A 16,258-nucleotide genomic window follows, 5' to 3' on the forward strand; every position below is an offset into this window, starting at 1 on the left:
ACTGTGGAATACAGATATGGCGATTCGCAACCAGAACGTAACAGTTGATGCGGTCTACTTCACACCCCAGGGCCGTAAAAGCGGACGCCACCGCGGTGGGTTATGCGCGATTGCATCCGGCGGAGTGAGCTCTCGTCCAAACACTCTCATCACCTGGAATGCAACGATGAGCCACAACAGTGCGTACAACGGCAAGACAATTATTGTTCCCCAAAATACCGCTGGGTCTGACATCCCAATGTTTGCGGCGCTGTCCCCTGCCGTTGTTGCTGACGAATGCACGTTGGCCCCGATCGTGTCATGCAGGGAATGAAGCGCCATGGCGATGACCCAGCCAAGAACGCCCAGCCAAGAAAAGAGGCGCCCAGTTCGCGCGGCTACCAGCCATATCAGTGATGCGGCTATCAGAGTAAGTGAGGGATGAAGAAGTTCAGACACTGGTCTTGCAGCGCCCATCACAACAGCCAGTTCTGAACCAGCTGCGTCCCAGACGTAAGTGACTCCCTCTTGAATTCCAAAGACAGCCGCCGAAGTGAAAACTAGAAGAACCCCGTTGAGCGGTTCTCTCAAATACTTGGGTCCTACCAACCACAGCAGTAGCGGAACCATCAACTTGAGCGTTTCCTCGATGGGTCCCGCAAATGCCAGATCAATCCAATAGGGGATGTGCCATACCGGCTCGGCATATCCCTCTAGGGTAAGAGCCGCCGCTGATGCAAAGACTCCCGCGAGGATGCCCCACAGCAATGTGCCGCGCCAACGTTGCGCTTTTCCCAGGCTCCAATGCCTATCCAACAGCAGGTAGAAGCCCACCATGGTGGCAAGCATTCCGCATAGCAATGCCCACGAATACCATCCGAAGATAAAACCGAAAACCGCCTGGCGCCCTTCGGCTTCCAGTTCTTTTGCGGTCTTAGCATGCCAAATACCTACACCACTGATCGTAGAGAGAACAGTTCCCGCAACAAGCCACCAAAACCACGCGTGGGTGAGGAATCCCCACAGACGCTTGTTCCACTGCAAACTGGTAATCGCAGCATTTTCACGCGTCTGTCCAGACCAGTATGTTTCTGTCCACAACGCTTCTCTACCTTGCTGGCCGTAGGAATACCAGCCTTGTTGTGCCAGACTGTTGTCCCCGTGTTTAGTCATACTCCGACTGTAATCTAGCTGATGGACAGACGCTCACTGCGAAGTCGATCAACACTGGGCATAGGGAGAGGCTCTAGTTCACACCCCAGAGCGCGGGACAATAACAAATCCGCTAATTCTGGGTTTCGCGCCAAGACCGGTCCGTGCATGTATGTGGCAATGACGCTGCCTTGGACAACCCCCTCGAGGCCACTCTTTCCATCATTTCCACACCCGACAACGACCTGACCCAATGGTGAGGCATCCTCACCGAGAGTTGTTGCCCCACCGTGGTTTTCAAAACCGGTAAGAGGTTGGGAAAGTCCCTCAATGAGTGGGTCTGACACTAGTTCGCCAATAGCGCGGTGTCCCATCGGCTCGGTTTCTACATCGAGAAGCCCAAGCCCCTCAACAGTGCGGCCCTCCGCATCTGTGTATTTGCGTCCGAGAACTTGAAGGGAGGCACAAATCGCCAGAACGGGACGTCCTTGAGTGACAGCCCTGATGAGTCCCCGATGTCGCTGCATGTGCTGAGCAGCAAGAGACTGGGCAGTGTCTTCGCCACCCCCCAAGGTGTAAATATCAAGGTATTCGGGTATCGCCTCGAAAAGAGGGATTTCAATGATGTCCGCGTCAATCCCCCGTCGCTTGGCTCTTTGTGTCAATACACAGGCATTTCCACCGTCGCCGTACGTTCCTAGGACTTCGGGGGCAATAAGCCCTATCTGTAAGGTTGACTCACTCACCAGCGACCTCCTGATATCCCGCTGCGCGCAGTTGCGAGAGCAAATCTCTAAAAGCGGTGTAGTTCAGTAGCACATCAACATCGCCCTCTTCCTGAGCGAGAATCGCATCAAGGGGCTCATCAATGAGTGGAGCATCAATTTCTGCGTAATCTAGTCTCACGGCCAAGTCGGCGCCTCGTTCCCCAGATGCCGTTGCGTGAGTTCTTCCCCAGCCTTCGAAGTCAACATCCCATAACCACGATAGGTCCTCCCCATCGGGTATTTGCCCATTCACACCAATGACAATACTTTCGGTGTGCGGATCGACCATAGTTAGGGCTTCCTGCCAACCAGCCGGGTTCTTCGCCAAGAGCAAGCGGATCCGGCGACCTTCGACGTCAAAACGCTGATACCGCCCAGCAACTTCGCCCACGTTTTCGACCGCAGCCACCGCTTCTTCCACATCCACCCCGAGGGCTACGGCGCATGCGATAGCCTGTGCGGCATTCGACAGATTGACAGTGCCCGGTAGTTTCAGGTTGAGCGGATACCGGCCCTGTGGTCCGACAAGTTCTGTTCCTTCGATCCACCAGGTTGGTGAAGGCCGACGAAACTGCGGCTGCCCTTCAACGTGCCATTCTGTGCCCTCACGAAGAACCCGACCGCCACCTCGCGGAAATGATGCTGAATCCGCGCCCCAACCTGATCCCGCGGCAACCCACACGCTATTTGGCGCATCCCATGCCGCCGACGTGATCAGAGGATCATCACAGTTGGCAATCACCACAGCCTGCGGGTTTTCCTCCACGGCCTGCCGCAAGCGCTTTTCCACGGTACCAATTTCGCCGACGCGGTCCAGCTGATCACGAGAAAGATTGAGTAAGACAATCGCTGCAGGTTTAGCTTCTGCAGCTACTGCAGGTAGATGCATTTCATCGACTTCTATAGCTGCATACGCGCTGTGGGGATGGTTCATGAGGGCGGTAACTATGCCCGGTGGCATGTTGTCTCCGCGCACGTTCGACGCTACTGATTCGCCGCCGAGGGCTGCCCGAACCATTTTGTTCGTTGTTGATTTGCCATTGGTGCCGGTTACTAAGACAACTTTCCGGTCGGCACACAGCTCTTTCAATACTTCTGGATGGGCACTGAGTGCAACTTTGCCTCCAATCATGCCGCCGGAGCCGCGTCCCAGCATTCTTGAGGCATGTCCAGCCAATCGGCCGCTGGCAACTGCCAGCCGTCCCCGCAGTGTGCGTTCACTCATGGGTATAAATCTAGTTCATTCTGGAATGCATTTTTTCCCCTTCGTCAGGTGCTGGAAAAATGCGACTTTCAGCAGTGAATAACAGACACATAACACGCACCTGAGGGGAGGGGACGGGAAGAGAGGGGGAAAGACGTCACTGGGAGCTGTTAGCAGCGAGAAGCTGTAAAACGGATGTTGGAATATTACGAAGCTGGTAGTTATGGTCAACCAGCGTCCTGACAAAACTGGTGGAAATAGCACCCTCAGCATCAGCTGTAAATACGCGGGGGCGGCGGCGTTGGCTTGCTGCATCAGCCCTCAGCTGAGCTACCTGATGTTGTAGTCTCCTCACCTGGTCAGAAAGTTCCATGATGCGCTGTATACCGGCGAGGTTCACTCCCTCTTCTTGGGAAAGTCGTTGAATCTCACGCAGGCGCGCAATATCGGCGTGAGAGTATCGACGCCCCCCACCCTTTGTTCGGCTGGGTGCAACCAATCCCAGCCGGTCATATTGCCGCAGAGTCTGCGGATGCATATCCGCGAGCTCTGCGGCAACCGAAATAACGAAACGAGGCTGATCAGGCATAGTTATCCTCGTGGACTCCAGTCACCTTGTGCCTCCCGTACTTTACGGGCTAGTTCCTTGTATGCCTCATCTTCATGAGGTGGGACGACTATCTGCAGTTCGACCAGAATGTCGCCTGCTTTGCCGCCCTTCTTCAGACCACGACCGCCCAAACGAAGAACACGTCCGGAGGAAGAGCCAGCGGGTACCTTCATTGTGACGGTCTTGCCGTCGGGTAAAGGAACTGCCACCTGTGCACCTAGTACCGCCTCTGGGAATGAGATCGGAAGTTTGATACGAAGATTGGCACCTTCAACGCTATACGTTGAAGATTTCTCTACCTCGACCTCTACCACAAGGTCTCCTGCGGGACCCCCTGCAACTCCAGGTTGCCCCTTCCCGCGCAGCTTGATCTTCTGTCCATCGCGTACACCGGCAGGAATACGAACCGTCACCGGTTTCCCACCGATAGAAACTTTCATGGTGGTACCGAGGTAGGCGTCCTTGAAGCTAATTCTGGTACTGGCACGTAAATCATCGCCGCGTTGTGGTTGAGGCTGGGAGGAAAAGCCTCCCCGTCCAAATCCGGAATTGCCTCCGCCAAAACCGCCACCACCGAAGAGGCCAGAGAGGATATCCTCGAACCCGCCTGCCCCACCGCCGGTGGACTGGTAGTACGTGCCGCCGGGCGCGCCACCACCGAACATGCCACCGTACATATCTTCAAAGCCGCCAGGTGCACCACCGGGGCCGGGGGTAAACCGGGCTCCACCAGCTGCCATCTGACGGATTGCATCGTAACGTTCGCGCTGTTCAGGGTCAGAAAGGACGGAGAATGCCTCAGAAATCTTCTTGAAGCGCTCTTCTGCCTTAGCGTCACCTGGATTCTGATCCGGGTGCCATTTTCGCGCCAGCTTGCGGTATGCCTTCTTGATTTCCTTCTGGTCGGCGTCCTTACTTACCCCGAGCGTCTTGTAGAAATCTTGGTCGAACCATTCTTGTTCACCCATGACGCCTCCTTTACTTTCCTACTCGGGGTTTTCCACCATAACTTTTGTTGGCCGCAAGACCTTATCTCCCGCTTTGTATCCTGGCTGGAGAACTTGGCCGATGACTGGATGGTCCCTTTCCGGGTTGGTCTGGGCCATCAGCGCCTCGTGAATCTCAGGATTGAATTCGTCCCCCACCGCGCCATATCGGGTCAGTTCAAAGCGGGAAGCAAGAGTATCTTCGAGCTTGTCTGCGATTGCGGCGAAAGGCCCTTCTAACTCACCGGCCGCACGCGCTCCTTCAATGTCATCAAGGACCGAAAGCATCGCTTCGAGGACTGCCACCTGACCCACCTGTCGTTGAACTGCAACATCTGCCTTTGCACGGCGAACATAGCTGTTGTAGTCCTGTTGCAGGTTGTACAGGTCAGCGCGGCTGCGAGCGAGGTCCTCCTTGGCGGAGGCTAGCTCATTACGCGCCTCCGCCAAGTCGTCATCCGCGTCAGCCAGCTCATCCACCACCGGCGAATCACTGGCAAGATCCGCTTCGAAGGCGGCCATATCGGAATCCTCAGGGATCCCCTGGTCGTCTACGGATTCACTCACTTCTTGTCGTCCTCATCTTCGACGATTTCAGCGTCGATGACTTCTTCTTCAGCGTTGACATCTTCTTGGCTGGGAAGGTCTGGCTCTTGGGCTTGCTGCTCAGCAGCATAGACCTCTTCACCAATCTTCAAGCCAACCTGGTTGAGGTTTTCGAGTTGTTTCTTGACATCTTCAACATCGTCAGCTTCAAGAGCCTTCTTGGTGGCGTCAATAGCTTCTTGCACCTCAGAACGCACGCCTTCGGAGACTTTCTCTTCATTGTCTTTGAGGAGCTTCTCCAATGAGTAGACCGTTTGCTCGGCCACGTTCTTGGTTTCTTGGTCCTCACGACGCTTCTTATCTTCCTCAGCGTGAGCTTCCGCTTCCTTCACCATGCGGTCAATCTCTTCCTTGGGAAGTGCCGACCCACCGGTAATGGTCATGGACTGCTCTTTGTTTGTCCCGCGATCCTTAGCAGAAACATGGACAATGCCGTTGGCGTCGATATCGAAAGAGACTTCAATCTGCGGCACGCCGCGCGGTGCGGGAGCAATGCCAGTCAGTTCGAATGTGCCCAGCGGCTTGTTGTCGCGAGTGAATTCGCGTTCACCTTGGAACACTTGAATAAGAACTGAAGACTGACCATCTTCTGCGGTAGAGAAGACCTCTGTTGCGCGAGTCGGAATAGCCTTGTTCCGCTCGATCAGTTTCGTCATCACGCCACCCTTGGTTTCAATACCGAGCGACAGCGGAGTCACGTCAATGAGAAGGACGTCGGTGCGGTCTCCTTGCAGAACACCAGCCTGCAGAGCAGCACCGATGGCAACAACCTCATCCGGGTTCACAGTCTTGGTGGGCTCCTTGCCACCTGTGAGCTCCTTGACGACTTCGGTTACCGCTGGCATACGGGTAGAGCCACCCACCAATACAACATGGTCAATGTCTGAAACAGAAATGCCAGCTTCACGAATTACGTCGTGGAAAGGCTTCTTGGTGCGATCCAGAAGGTCCTTGGTCATATCTTCAAACTTTGCACGAGTAAGTTTCTCGTCGAGGTGGATTGGACCAGATTCGCTCATGGAAAGGTACTGCAGAGAAATTGTGGTTGCAGTCGCTGTCGACAATTCACGCTTGGCCTGCTCGGCAGCTTCACGCAGACGCTGCAACGCCACCGGGTCCTTAGAGAGGTCCACACCGGTCGAGTTCTTCACCTGTGATACCAGCCAGTCAACAATGCGCTGATCCCAGTCGTCACCACCGAGACGGTTGTCACCGGCCGTCGCGCGCACCTGAATGGTGGAGAATCCATCATCGTCCTTGCCCACTTCGAGTAAAGAAACGTCGAAGGTACCGCCACCAAGGTCAAATACGAGGATGAGCTCGTCTTCTTTACCTTTATCTAGGCCGTATGCGAGAGCTGCAGCCGTGGGCTCATTGATAATGCGCAGCACGTTAAGACCGGCGATCTGGCCAGCATCTTTGGTTGCTTGGCGTTCCGCATCGTTGAAGTATGCCGGAACAGTAATAACCGCATCAGTAACGGTGTCGCCTAGGTATTCCTCAGCATCGTGCTTGAGTTTAGAGAGAATACGGGCAGAGATTTCCTGCGCAGTGTATTCCTTGTCATCGATTTTCTTTTTCCAGTCAGTGCCCATGTGGCGCTTGACCGAAGAAATGGTGCGGTCAACGTTGGTCACTGCTTGCCGCTTGGCAATTTCCCCGACCAGGACCTCTCCACCTTTAGAGAAAGCCACTACTGAGGGAGTGGTGCGGGCACCTTCAGCATTGACAATGATGGTGGGCTCTCCACCTTCAAGAACTGCCAAGGCCGAGTTGGTGGTTCCCAAGTCGATCCCTACTGCTTTTGCCATAAGTTGTTACTCCTACTAGGTCTTTAGAACTTCATTCTTGAGTCTTACGCACTCAAGTCTAGAGTCATCGAGCGCTCCGCGCAAGAGGAATAGTCGAAAGTTGAGTCACATCGACTCAACTCATCGCCTCATTCGCAATGGCGGAAATTAGGACCATAGTCCTGCTATTCTTAGTAGAGTGAGATGTGTCCTTTTCCACAGCAAGTGTCAAGTTCTGACCAAATGGACAGGTTCACCGCAAAATCACTGCTTAGGGCAGCCTCACTAATATTGGGACAGGCGTCGAAAACATCGTTATGTTTAGGTCTGTCCACCACACTATGGAACTGGAGGTCCATATGTCCGACACAACACAAACAGCAGAATCTACAGGAAAACGCAGGCGCAGTCTCAATGTCATCGGTATCATCATGGTTGTCATAGGCGCCATCATGGTGATCGTCGGTGGCGTGGCATGGGGTGCTGTGTCGTCACAGTTGAGTGCTCAAAAAATGACCGTACCGGGGGACGCATTGTCGAATGCAGGCGCTCCCGTTGCCGGTCCCTTTACCGCATGGTCCATGCAAGAAACTATCAACATGCACGCCGAGAAAATCACTGGCGGGCAAACCTATTCAGAACTTGGCGCCGTAGTGAACGAGGCCAAGGAAACCTACGGAGAAGACTCCCCTGAAGCTGCTGAAGCACAAGCTACACGGGACACCGCGATGAACGCTTCACTATTGCGCACATCACTACTTACTTCGGTACTCTCGTTCGGAGTCAGCCTCTTCGCCATGGGGTCAGGAGCCTTGGCTATTCTGACCGGTGCCGGATTTGTGATTTCCTCGCGTAGACGCGCCTAAACACAATAAACCCCGTTATGCATTTACCATAGTCTCTGAAACGTCTTATACAACGTGTGGAGGCATGCAATGACGGGGTGGTCAAACGCGGAGAACTTCGACGCTATTTTTGGAAGGGGCACTGAGGCTGCACAGCAGACCTCAGTGCCCCTTTCTGCCGCCACAGAGCCGGTTTCTCCTCCCCCCACCCCTGACGAAAACCCCGCACCCCTTCAGATTCTTATCCAACTCGATGGTGACGATCCCAAGGAAATGCCACCGTCAGTCATCCTTGGCCGCAGTCCCTGGGGGCACGACGCAGAGGTCTGGGCCGTCACTGACCCCACACGCACAGTTTCAAAAAACCACCTTAGGCTTGACCGCGATGACGCGGGAGTCGTCGTCACCGATCTAGGTTCAACAAACGGCACCACTATTACAAGCGCAAGCGGTGCAACCATTCGACTTGCACCCAATTCGTCCGCCCACGCCGGAGTCGGTGCTTCCATCCGCTTCGGGGGACGTACACTCATTATTAGTAACTGAGAATTATTGAGGAGAGACTTTCATGACTGTTGAACTAGTCAAGCACGCCACCTCCGAGGTGATCGATTCAATCAACCGGCTGATCCCTCAACTCTCAAGTTCCGCACCATCGCTCACCGCCAACCAAGTGGAGGCACTCGTAGACCAACCGGACACTCACCTCTTCTTCTACCGTCCAGAAGAAGGCGGCCCGGTCCTTGGCATGTTGACTTTAGCTACTTTTATGATTCCCACCGGGTTACGTGCGTGGATTGAAGACGTCGTCGTAGATGAAGCTGCGCGGGGCAAAGGAGCCGGTCAACTACTTGTTGAAGCAGCCGCTAAGAAAGCAGCAGAACTGGGGTGTAAGACGATTGACCTCACTTCCCGGCCAAGCCGAGAGGCTGCCAATCGCCTCTATCAACGCTGCGGATTCTCCTTGCGTGAGACCAACGTCTACCGCTTGGAGGCGAAGTAAAAGTGCTTTCGGAGGCGGCCCGCGACTATGGCCGACGTTACGCTCAGTTCTTATCCGACTCGCCCACATCTTTTCACGCGGCCCAAAAAGTCGCCAGCATCCTAACCGACAGTGACTTTTTCCGTGTAGACCCAACGCAGGAGTGGCCTGCAACGCCTGGAAAGTACTTTGTGCTGGACGAGGGGGCACTCCTTGCCTGGGTCATCCCCTCCTCCGACGTACATGCGTATGCCGTCTTTGGCGCTCACACAGACTCACCGGGCCTCAAGCTCAAGCCCACATCTCACGCCACCACCCCCGATGGGTGGGGTCAACTCCTCGTCGAAGTCTACGGCGGCGCACTATATAACTCCTGGTTGGATCGCGAACTCGAAGTAGCCGGAGTCCTCTACGCAAAAGATGGTTCGACGCACCTTGTCCGAACCGGGCCGATCGCCCGCATCCCCCAGCTGGCAATACACCTTGATCGCGGTGTAAATCAGGGACTCACTCTTGACCCTCAGCGCCATTTACAGCCAGTCTGGACGGTGGATGATCCCGATGCCGACATCATGGCGGTCATTGCAGCATCAGCGCAGATCGCACCTTCACAGATAGCTGCCAGCGATCTGTTCTGTGTACCAACCCAGCGACCTGACACATTCGGCAACAACGCACAGTTTTTAGCTGCGGGACGCCAAGACAATCTGTCATCCGTCTATGCCGGCCTTGAAGGCTTCCTGCAATCACTGAGCACCCCCACGACTCACATCCCGGTCCTGGCCTTCTTCGATCATGAAGAAGTGGGATCCTCAAGCCGCACGGGAGCCGCAGGTCCCCTCCTTGAATCACTTATGCGTCGCACCAGCGCCGCTCTGGGCAAAGACAACGACCGCATGGTCGCCGCATCACTGTGTATTTCTGCCGATGCCGGACACAGTGTTCACCCTAACTATGCGGGAATGCACGATCCTGACACTCATCCGGTTGCCGGCCGTGGTCCCGTGGCAAAACTCAACGCAAACCAACGCTATGCCAGCACCGCAAGCGGGGTCGCGCTGTGGGAAGCGATCTGCACCCAAGCCGATATCCCCCACCAGAGTTTTGTTTCTCGCAACGATGTCCCCTGCGGATCCACTATCGGGCCAATAACGGCAACACGTACAGGGCTTCGCACGGTGGATGTCGGAGTGCCGATGCTATCAATGCACTCGGCCCGGGAAATGATCCACATAGCTGACGCCTGGTATCTCGCTCGGGCAGCGGCGACATTCTTCTCAGATTTTTCTCCATTGATTTGAGGGGTCGCCTGCGCCGCCGAGGCTTTTCGATAGCTTTTTCTACCAGATACACTTACACAATGGCATTGAGTGAAGCTATTGGGGCCCTGGCTCCCGCAGAGATTTCCCCCGACTTTCTATCCGGATTGTCTTCTGGCGCATGGCTGGCTGCGACGACGGAGACAATTCCATTCGTCTGCATGGATGGGCGCCCCGCTGAAACAGGCTTACCTGAAGGACCAAAGGCTGCGGGCGGCACTATTTCCCTGTGGATCGGGGCAACTCTCGCTGGCGAGACGACTCTTCCATTCGACATTTTTGCCGAGCACCTTTCCCAAAACGGCACCCCAATTGGCGGTCATACGGGACCCGCTCACGCAGTTGACCAGGCAGGATGCGCGGCTGCCGATCATCTCAGCGACATTCTTGCGATTCTTACCAGCAACCCGATTGCAGTGAGAAAGATGATTTCCTCGTGGGGGCTCGACGAAACGGTAGTGGACCAAGAGATGCTGAGTATTGCACAGTCTTTTGTGTCCCCCAGCGGAATGAACCTTATAGAAGGCATCAGAGAGAACGGTCATCTCGTCACTCTTATCGGCCCTCACCGTGAAGAGGCCGCAGTAGTGAACCTAAGGCCCGGAACTTCCACTTCTGACGCTGGTCGTCAGACATTCCACATAGATGCGTGGACCTTCCCACGTCTTGGTAGTCCGCGCTACGCCGCCGGGGTGGCAGCATTCAATGCGGCAGCACTGCTACGTCTGTGTTCCCCCAATATGCCTTACATCGAGATCACATGAGCACGAATGCGAGTACCTTGCGAGTCGACGTGTGGTTGTGGACTACGCGCCAGCTTCGATCACGATCCTTAGCAACTGCAGCAGCGCGCGCTGGTCATGTGCGCATCAACGGGCTCACCGCGAAAGCTTCCGCCCCAGTGAGGGTCGGCGACGAAGTCCGCCTGCGCGTGCAAGGATTCGATCGTATTCTGGTAGTGAAGCAGCTTCCCCCGAAACGCTTGGGTGCTCCCTTGGCCCAAGAATGTTATGAGGATCTATCGGCCCCCAGGCCGCAATATCAGATGATCCAGGGGCACCGTGAGAAGGGAACTGGGAGGCCAACGAAGAAGGAACGCCGCCAACTAGAAGCCTTGCGCGGCGAAGAATGGGCAAAACATTCGCGACGATAAGACTGATTTTCTAAGGACAGCACCATGGAAATTCCAACAACTCCACTTTCGAACGGCGTGCAAGTGCCGGTACTGGGCTTTGGCACGTACAAGGTGACTGAAAATGTGGAGCCGATTGTTTCCTCTGCAATTGAGGTCGGATACCGCCACATTGATACGGCCCAAATGTATGGGAATGAGGCCCAGGTAGGCGCCGCGTGGGAATCTTCTGGATTGCCTCGCGAATCATTCTTCCTCACGTCAAAACTGGACAATCCTCATCACAATCCTGATGATGCTAGGCGAGCTTTCGACAAGACTCTGCGTGATTTACGCACCGATCGCGTTGATTTGTTTCTCATCCACTGGCCTCTTCCCGATCTTCACCCCGGTGGCTACCACGATCTATGGAGGGTTTTAGAAGACTTCTATGAGCAGGGCACCGCGCGCGCAATTGGCACGTCGAATTTTTTCCAACCGCATCTGGAAATGCTGCTCCGGGATGCCTCGGTAACCCCTCACGTCAACCAGATCGAATCTCACCCCTATTTGCCTTGCCAATCCCTGCATGAATTCGATTCTTCCCACGACATTGTCACCGAAGCATGGTCGCCATTGGCTAGGGGGAAAGTTATTACCGACCCCCTCTTAACCCAAATCGGCCAGGCTCACGGAAAGAGCGCCGCACAGGTCGCGATACGTTGGGGCCTGCAACGCGGAGATATTCTTTTCCCCAAAGCCAGTAATACTGAACGGCAAATGCAGAATATTGACGTATTTGATTTCGTTCTTTCCGAGAGAGAAATGAAACTTATTGCTACTCTAGATCGGGGAGATGATGGCCGCGTTGGAAGCCATCCCGATCAAAAGAGGTGAGTCCTGTGAGGCGTGCAAGAATGACGTTGTGCGCTATCGTCGCCCTCACAGTTTTGACAGGATGCACCGCGGTTTTCTCACCACAGTCTTCCAATACGACCTCACCTCAATCTACACCGGCAGAAAAGCCGCCAACGATTGAGAGAGTCACAGAAGATGTCGCCCGCGGCCCTGTCGAAATACAGGGCTTGTCCGGGCAGAGAATTATTGATTCTACCCATAACGCGGAAGCCCGTTTTGCTTATCTACCCGGCAGCGACCAGTTCAACCAGGCGTTGGCTGAACTGGTTAAACAACAGCTTGACATCAATGCTGAGGAGCAGGAAAGTACCTACTTCCCCCAGGTTCATCCAGCCGATTGGCAACTCCAAAATCGCGGCTGCATCCCCGGTACTACTTTTCGCCCCGCCTCCGAAATTCTGGCGAATCCCGATGTTTCCCCCACCGATGGACAACGGCTTTCAATCACGTGTGATGTCGTCATAGCATCCGGTCCGGTTTTTGCCGAGCGCCTTCGCGTTGTCAAGGGCGATGCCCAGGCGGTGACGCTCGACACTTCTGAGACTCTCTTTACGCACAGGGATACGGGCGAGGTGGCTCGCGGCAGCGCTCTGTTCTCTCCCGAGGCACTACCTCTCACCTTGCAGCAGGTCCTAGACAATATGGGACCCTCAGTAACTTTTCTTCCACCGCAATCTGGCGGACCCGAGAATCCTGCCGATTTCCTGGCGCAGACTATCTCAGACGTGCATTTCGATGAGGACGGAAATCTGATTTTTGCCGTCACCGACGCATTCACAGGAGCCCTCACTAATGCAGCTTCCTATCCTTCCGAAGCTTTATTCCAGATACCCGCCCAGATCGCCTCTGACTATCTCACGCCGCTGGGCACCGCAATCTCTGAGGCTCTCGCCTCGCACACACCTCCTTCTCCCATCACTGCAACCAGCCCCGGCCAGGCATACACCAATTGTTCACTCACCCCCTGCGTGGCCCTCACCTTCGATGATGGGCCAGCGGCACGCACGCCGGAGGTGCTAGAGATTCTCGCTTCGCACGATTCGGCAGCCACTTTTTACCTTCTAGGAGTAAACGCTGCCAACTATCCCGAGATAGTCAAGCAGATTGCTGATAGCGGAAATGAGTTAGGTAATCATTCGTGGGGGCACCCCGACCTGACGACTCTTGGCCCAGCAGGCGTTGTCGAAGAAATCCAAAGCACCAATCAGGCAATTGCTGATGCCAGTGGAATTACCCCCGCCACTATGAGGCCTCCTTACGGCTCTTTCAACCAGCAGACCCTGGACGCAGCTGGGATGCCAGCAATGCGGTGGAGTATTGACACAAACGATTGGCAAAAGCCCGGAGTTGGCGAGATCGTCAATAGGGCAGTGAATCCTGCCATACCTGGCGATGTCATTTTGATACATGATATTCACGACCAATCAGTAGATGCAGTTCCCGGCATTGTAGAAGGACTACGCGCGCGCGGCTTCACCCTGGTGACCGTTTCACAACTATTTGCTGGCCTGCTAGAACCTGGGAGCGTCTACTATGGCGGAAGCGTCGACTTCGGTTAGAGACATGTGGCTACCATATCTATATGAATGCCCTCGTTAACCTTGAGCAAAGCCTGGCGCAGCTCGACCCGCGCATTGTAGGCACCTACGTATTTGAAACTGTCGACAGCATTCCGTCTGGCGTTCAGCCTTTCGCAATCATCCATGAGGATGAAGGAACTACCATCGTTGTTGATCAAGAGGACGCAGCGGGGGCAGAGTTGCCCGCCACAGTACCTTTTGCCCGTATCAGTTTGGGGGCGTTCACCTCGTTGAATGCTGTAGGTATAACAGCGACAATTGCACAGACTCTTGCCTCACGTGACATTCCCTGCAACGTGATAGCTGGATTCCATCACGATCATCTCTTCGTTCCAGTTTCGCGGGCAGCCGAAGCAATGCGACTGTTGGCGGGACTTTCATCGCAGGCTGAAGGTTGGCTGGGCCGCTAAGATAGGACCTATGGGCAATCCTGAAAACTATGGCAATGACGCAATAGTTCGAATGGCAGATGGCACTGTCAAACAAACCAATCTTCTTTCCGGCACTGAAGTGTGGACGGTACCTGGGCGAGGCGATCGTCCGCTACCCCGGGCGCTCCCTGAAAGCCAGCCTATCGATGAGGGAAAAACGGGAAGCTGGTGCGCCTTCTGCGAGAACCGCTACTTGGAGACTCCTCCAGAGAAGTCACGGCTAGTGAAGAACGGTGAAGTGTGGGACTATCTTCCGGGGCTTCCAGCCGATCGACTTTTCGATACCACGGCTGACTTTCGGCGCATACCCAATCTGTTTGAGATTGTTTCCTACCGCTATTGGATGCTGAACCACGGTCACATGCCCTCTGAAGCACAGGGCCGACGCATGGCAGAATACCTGGCATCTGATGTCGGCTACGACCATGTGATGAGTGTAGTTAAAGCGCGTGTCTTAGCCGCTGGAACCAGTGAAGAAGAATTCGCGCGCATGAGTGAGTCGGAGAAGCTGCAACATGCGAATGGATTCTTTTCGGGGGGTCACGATGTGATCATCGCTAGACGCCACTATATCGAGGGGGCCGAAACCACCGATCAACTGGCTGGATCGGGAACGCTCACCCCTGAAGAGCATTTCCAGTACACCCGAATGACTGTCGATGCGATGGATGATCTCTACCACCTCGACCCGGCCGTGAAATATGTTGCGACCTTCCAAAACTGGCTCAAACCTGCCGGAGCTTCTTTCGACCACCTTCACAAACAGCTGGTCGCAATCGATGAGCGTGCAGTGCAGATCAACGCCGAAATCGAAAGAATACGGCAACGCCCCGACATTTACACAGACATTTTGCAGGTGGGGGCGACACGCAAATTATTGGTCGCACAAAATGAGCATGCAGTTGTCTTGGCTGGTTTTGGTCACCGGTATCCCTCCTTGGCGGTATGGCCACTGGGAGCTCCCATTAACCCTTGGGAGGCAGATGATGACTATCTGCGCGGGGTTTCTGACATTCTCCACGCGGCCCACGCCGCAACCGGTGTTGAAGTTCCTTCCAATGAGGAGTGGTATCACCGGCCCCCAGCGACTAAGGTTCCGGTGCGCTGGCGCATGTTGTTGAAGTGGCGAATCTCGACAATGGCGGGTTTTGAGGGAGGAACGCGCATCTACCTCAACACCATTGATCCGTGGAGGGTTCGGAAACGCTCAGTAGAGAACTTACTGAAGCTACGCGACGAAGGAAAAATCGCGCCCATGCGCATTGGTGATGAGTGCTCGGTGTCGCTGTCTATGCTTGGATAAGGGCATATGCTACTCAGATTGTGGCAAGGTCACTATCCGCGAAACTTCCTCTGGCCCTTCCCCTTCGAGAGGAAAAGCTATCCCAGCCCGAGCTAATACATCCTGCCCTGCTGGGGTCTGCAAGAAATTAATAAAGGACTCTGGAGCCTTTCCACTGACCTTGACCGTATGCGGTATACACGTATCTTCCAGAACTACCCACTGCGATTCCGTTCCCAGGTTATTGACTGTTCGCCACGGCAAGAGAGCCGAGTCGATACGGGCGGGCGCGTCCTCACCACCAGTTCCGTTGGGCCATTCCTCTTCGAGATCAGCGGGGACGAAAAGCCACTCGGGTTTTATCTCTGAGCTCGATCCAGGAAGTGCAAGTTTATTGACCAGAAACCACGATTGATTCACCAGCACACAAGTGGCATCGCGCCCAATCTCCACACCGGAGACATCCTCACCGATCTCCACGGGATCTTCGTTATTCTCATCAATTGGATACTCTTCGCTCAGGACATCTACCGAGGCCCCCTCGGGAAGAATAACACTGACCGGTTCATAGCCGGACTGTTGGCCCGTTATCGAGGCAGTACAGGCTCCCAGTAAGAGTGCAAGAGGCAAAAGAACGAATCCACGTTTCACGCCTCCAGCCTACCTGGGCGTGCGCGCCAGATAGCACTAGGCTGG

General features: G+C 54.8%; 18 protein-coding genes. 10 read left to right on the forward strand and 8 right to left on the reverse strand.

The annotated features are described in order from the left end of the window. Positions 1-54 precede the first annotated feature (54 nt). The 7 genes from FYJ24_RS05655 to dnaK form a co-directional block, all read right to left on the reverse strand. Positions 55-1,152 carry a PrsW family glutamic-type intramembrane protease gene (locus FYJ24_RS05655; RefSeq protein WP_154544439.1) on the reverse strand — a complete coding sequence of 366 codons (1,098 nt, stop codon included), beginning with the start codon at positions 1,150-1,152 and terminating at the stop codon, positions 55-57. A gap of 14 nt (positions 1,153-1,166) precedes the next feature. Then, on the reverse strand, positions 1,167-1,877 hold the full coding sequence (locus FYJ24_RS05660) for a type 1 glutamine amidotransferase (RefSeq protein ID WP_318656560.1): 711 nt from the start codon (positions 1,875-1,877) through the stop codon (positions 1,167-1,169). Next, positions 1,870-3,123, reverse strand: coding sequence for a Mur ligase family protein (locus tag FYJ24_RS05665; protein ID WP_154544443.1), 1,254 nt, complete (start codon positions 3,121-3,123; stop codon positions 1,870-1,872). Before FYJ24_RS05665 ends, FYJ24_RS05660 begins: the two co-directional genes overlap by 8 nt. A 136-nt stretch (positions 3,124-3,259) precedes the next feature. Beyond that, positions 3,260-3,691 (reverse strand): heat shock protein transcriptional repressor HspR, encoded by a 432-nt coding sequence (locus FYJ24_RS05670; protein WP_154544445.1) that lies wholly within the window; start codon positions 3,689-3,691, stop codon positions 3,260-3,262. Between the two features lie 2 nt (positions 3,692-3,693). Further along, on the reverse strand, positions 3,694-4,680 hold the full coding sequence (locus tag FYJ24_RS05675; RefSeq protein WP_154544447.1) for a DnaJ C-terminal domain-containing protein: 987 nt from the start codon (positions 4,678-4,680) through the stop codon (positions 3,694-3,696). An 18-nt stretch (positions 4,681-4,698) separates the two neighbouring features. Then, entirely contained in the window at positions 4,699-5,265 is a 567-nt protein-coding gene (locus tag FYJ24_RS05680; RefSeq protein WP_318656561.1) for a nucleotide exchange factor GrpE, read from the reverse strand. Next, the gene (dnaK, locus tag FYJ24_RS05685; protein ID WP_154544449.1) at positions 5,262-7,115 is read right to left on the reverse strand and encodes a molecular chaperone DnaK; all 1,854 of its coding nucleotides are present in this window, start codon (positions 7,113-7,115) and stop codon (positions 5,262-5,264) included. Before dnaK ends, FYJ24_RS05680 begins: the two co-directional genes overlap by 4 nt. A gap of 338 nt (positions 7,116-7,453) precedes the next feature. Between dnaK and FYJ24_RS05690 the strand changes: the two genes are divergently transcribed. The 10 genes from FYJ24_RS05690 to FYJ24_RS05735 all read left to right on the forward strand — a co-directional run bounded on the left by FYJ24_RS05690 (position 7,454) and on the right by FYJ24_RS05735 (position 15,583). Further along, positions 7,454-7,960, forward strand: a complete 507-nt coding sequence (locus FYJ24_RS05690) for an aromatic ring-opening dioxygenase LigA (RefSeq protein ID WP_154544451.1) — start codon at positions 7,454-7,456, stop codon at positions 7,958-7,960. Positions 7,961-8,029: 69 nt separating this feature from the next. Next, positions 8,030-8,485 (forward strand): FHA domain-containing protein, encoded by a 456-nt coding sequence (locus FYJ24_RS05695; protein WP_154544453.1) that lies wholly within the window; start codon positions 8,030-8,032, stop codon positions 8,483-8,485. A 22-nt stretch (positions 8,486-8,507) separates the two neighbouring features. Further along, on the forward strand, positions 8,508-8,942 hold the full coding sequence (locus tag FYJ24_RS05700) for a GNAT family N-acetyltransferase (protein ID WP_154544455.1): 435 nt from the start codon (positions 8,508-8,510) through the stop codon (positions 8,940-8,942). Positions 8,943-8,944: 2 nt separating this feature from the next. Further along, a complete protein-coding gene (locus FYJ24_RS05705) occupies positions 8,945-10,222 on the forward strand; it encodes a M18 family aminopeptidase (protein WP_318656562.1) in 1,278 nt (425 codons plus the stop codon). A 59-nt stretch (positions 10,223-10,281) separates the two neighbouring features. Next, positions 10,282-11,004, forward strand: coding sequence for a hypothetical protein (locus FYJ24_RS05710; protein WP_154544457.1), 723 nt, complete (start codon positions 10,282-10,284; stop codon positions 11,002-11,004). Further along, positions 11,001-11,393 carry an RNA-binding S4 domain-containing protein gene (locus FYJ24_RS05715; RefSeq protein ID WP_154544459.1) on the forward strand — a complete coding sequence of 131 codons (393 nt, stop codon included), beginning with the start codon at positions 11,001-11,003 and terminating at the stop codon, positions 11,391-11,393. Before FYJ24_RS05710 ends, FYJ24_RS05715 begins: the two co-directional genes overlap by 4 nt. Positions 11,394-11,417: 24 nt before the next feature. After that, entirely contained in the window at positions 11,418-12,248 is an 831-nt protein-coding gene (locus FYJ24_RS05720) for an aldo/keto reductase (RefSeq protein WP_154544461.1), read from the forward strand. Positions 12,249-12,253: 5 nt separating this feature from the next. Continuing rightward, complete coding sequence (locus FYJ24_RS13370) at positions 12,254-13,828, forward strand: polysaccharide deacetylase family protein (protein WP_154544463.1); 1,575 nt, start codon at positions 12,254-12,256, stop codon at positions 13,826-13,828. Between the two features lie 23 nt (positions 13,829-13,851). After that, positions 13,852-14,259 (forward strand): ACT domain-containing protein, encoded by a 408-nt coding sequence (locus FYJ24_RS05730; protein WP_154544465.1) that lies wholly within the window; start codon positions 13,852-13,854, stop codon positions 14,257-14,259. 10 nt (positions 14,260-14,269) lie between these two features. After that, a complete protein-coding gene (locus FYJ24_RS05735; protein WP_154544467.1) occupies positions 14,270-15,583 on the forward strand; it encodes a DUF4921 family protein in 1,314 nt (437 codons plus the stop codon). A gap of 9 nt (positions 15,584-15,592) precedes the next feature. On the opposite strand, the gene FYJ24_RS05740 is transcribed toward FYJ24_RS05735, so the two are convergent. After that, a complete protein-coding gene (locus FYJ24_RS05740) occupies positions 15,593-16,213 on the reverse strand; it encodes a hypothetical protein (protein WP_154544469.1) in 621 nt (206 codons plus the stop codon). Between the last annotated feature and the right edge of the window lie 45 nt (positions 16,214-16,258).

Origin of the sequence: Scrofimicrobium canadense, assembly GCF_009696615.1 — a bacterium.
GTDB lineage: Bacteria > Actinomycetota > Actinomycetes > Actinomycetales > Actinomycetaceae > Scrofimicrobium > Scrofimicrobium canadense.

Excerpts from the sequence above, each read along its gene's own strand:
- FYJ24_RS05670 (WP_154544445.1), bottom strand. The coding sequence starts at position 3,691 with ATGCCTGATCAGCCTCGTTTCGTTATTTCGGTTGCCGCAGAGCTCGCG.
- FYJ24_RS05735 (WP_154544467.1), top strand. The coding sequence starts at position 14,270 with ATGGGCAATCCTGAAAACTATGGCAATGACGCAATAGTTCGAATGGCA.
- dnaK (WP_154544449.1), bottom strand. The coding sequence starts at position 7,115 with ATGGCAAAAGCAGTAGGGATCGACTTGGGAACCACCAACTCGGCCTTG.
- FYJ24_RS05675 (WP_154544447.1), bottom strand. The coding sequence starts at position 4,680 with ATGGGTGAACAAGAATGGTTCGACCAAGATTTCTACAAGACGCTCGGG.
- FYJ24_RS05655 (WP_154544439.1), bottom strand. The coding sequence starts at position 1,152 with ATGACTAAACACGGGGACAACAGTCTGGCACAACAAGGCTGGTATTCC.
- FYJ24_RS05720 (WP_154544461.1), top strand. The coding sequence starts at position 11,418 with ATGGAAATTCCAACAACTCCACTTTCGAACGGCGTGCAAGTGCCGGTA.
- FYJ24_RS05700 (WP_154544455.1), top strand. The coding sequence starts at position 8,508 with ATGACTGTTGAACTAGTCAAGCACGCCACCTCCGAGGTGATCGATTCA.
- FYJ24_RS05690 (WP_154544451.1), top strand. The coding sequence starts at position 7,454 with ATGTCCGACACAACACAAACAGCAGAATCTACAGGAAAACGCAGGCGC.
- FYJ24_RS05730 (WP_154544465.1), top strand. The coding sequence starts at position 13,852 with ATGAATGCCCTCGTTAACCTTGAGCAAAGCCTGGCGCAGCTCGACCCG.
- FYJ24_RS05710 (WP_154544457.1), top strand. The coding sequence starts at position 10,282 with ATGGCATTGAGTGAAGCTATTGGGGCCCTGGCTCCCGCAGAGATTTCC.
- FYJ24_RS05695 (WP_154544453.1), top strand. The coding sequence starts at position 8,030 with ATGACGGGGTGGTCAAACGCGGAGAACTTCGACGCTATTTTTGGAAGG.
- FYJ24_RS05715 (WP_154544459.1), top strand. The coding sequence starts at position 11,001 with ATGAGCACGAATGCGAGTACCTTGCGAGTCGACGTGTGGTTGTGGACT.
- FYJ24_RS05665 (WP_154544443.1), bottom strand. The coding sequence starts at position 3,123 with ATGAGTGAACGCACACTGCGGGGACGGCTGGCAGTTGCCAGCGGCCGA.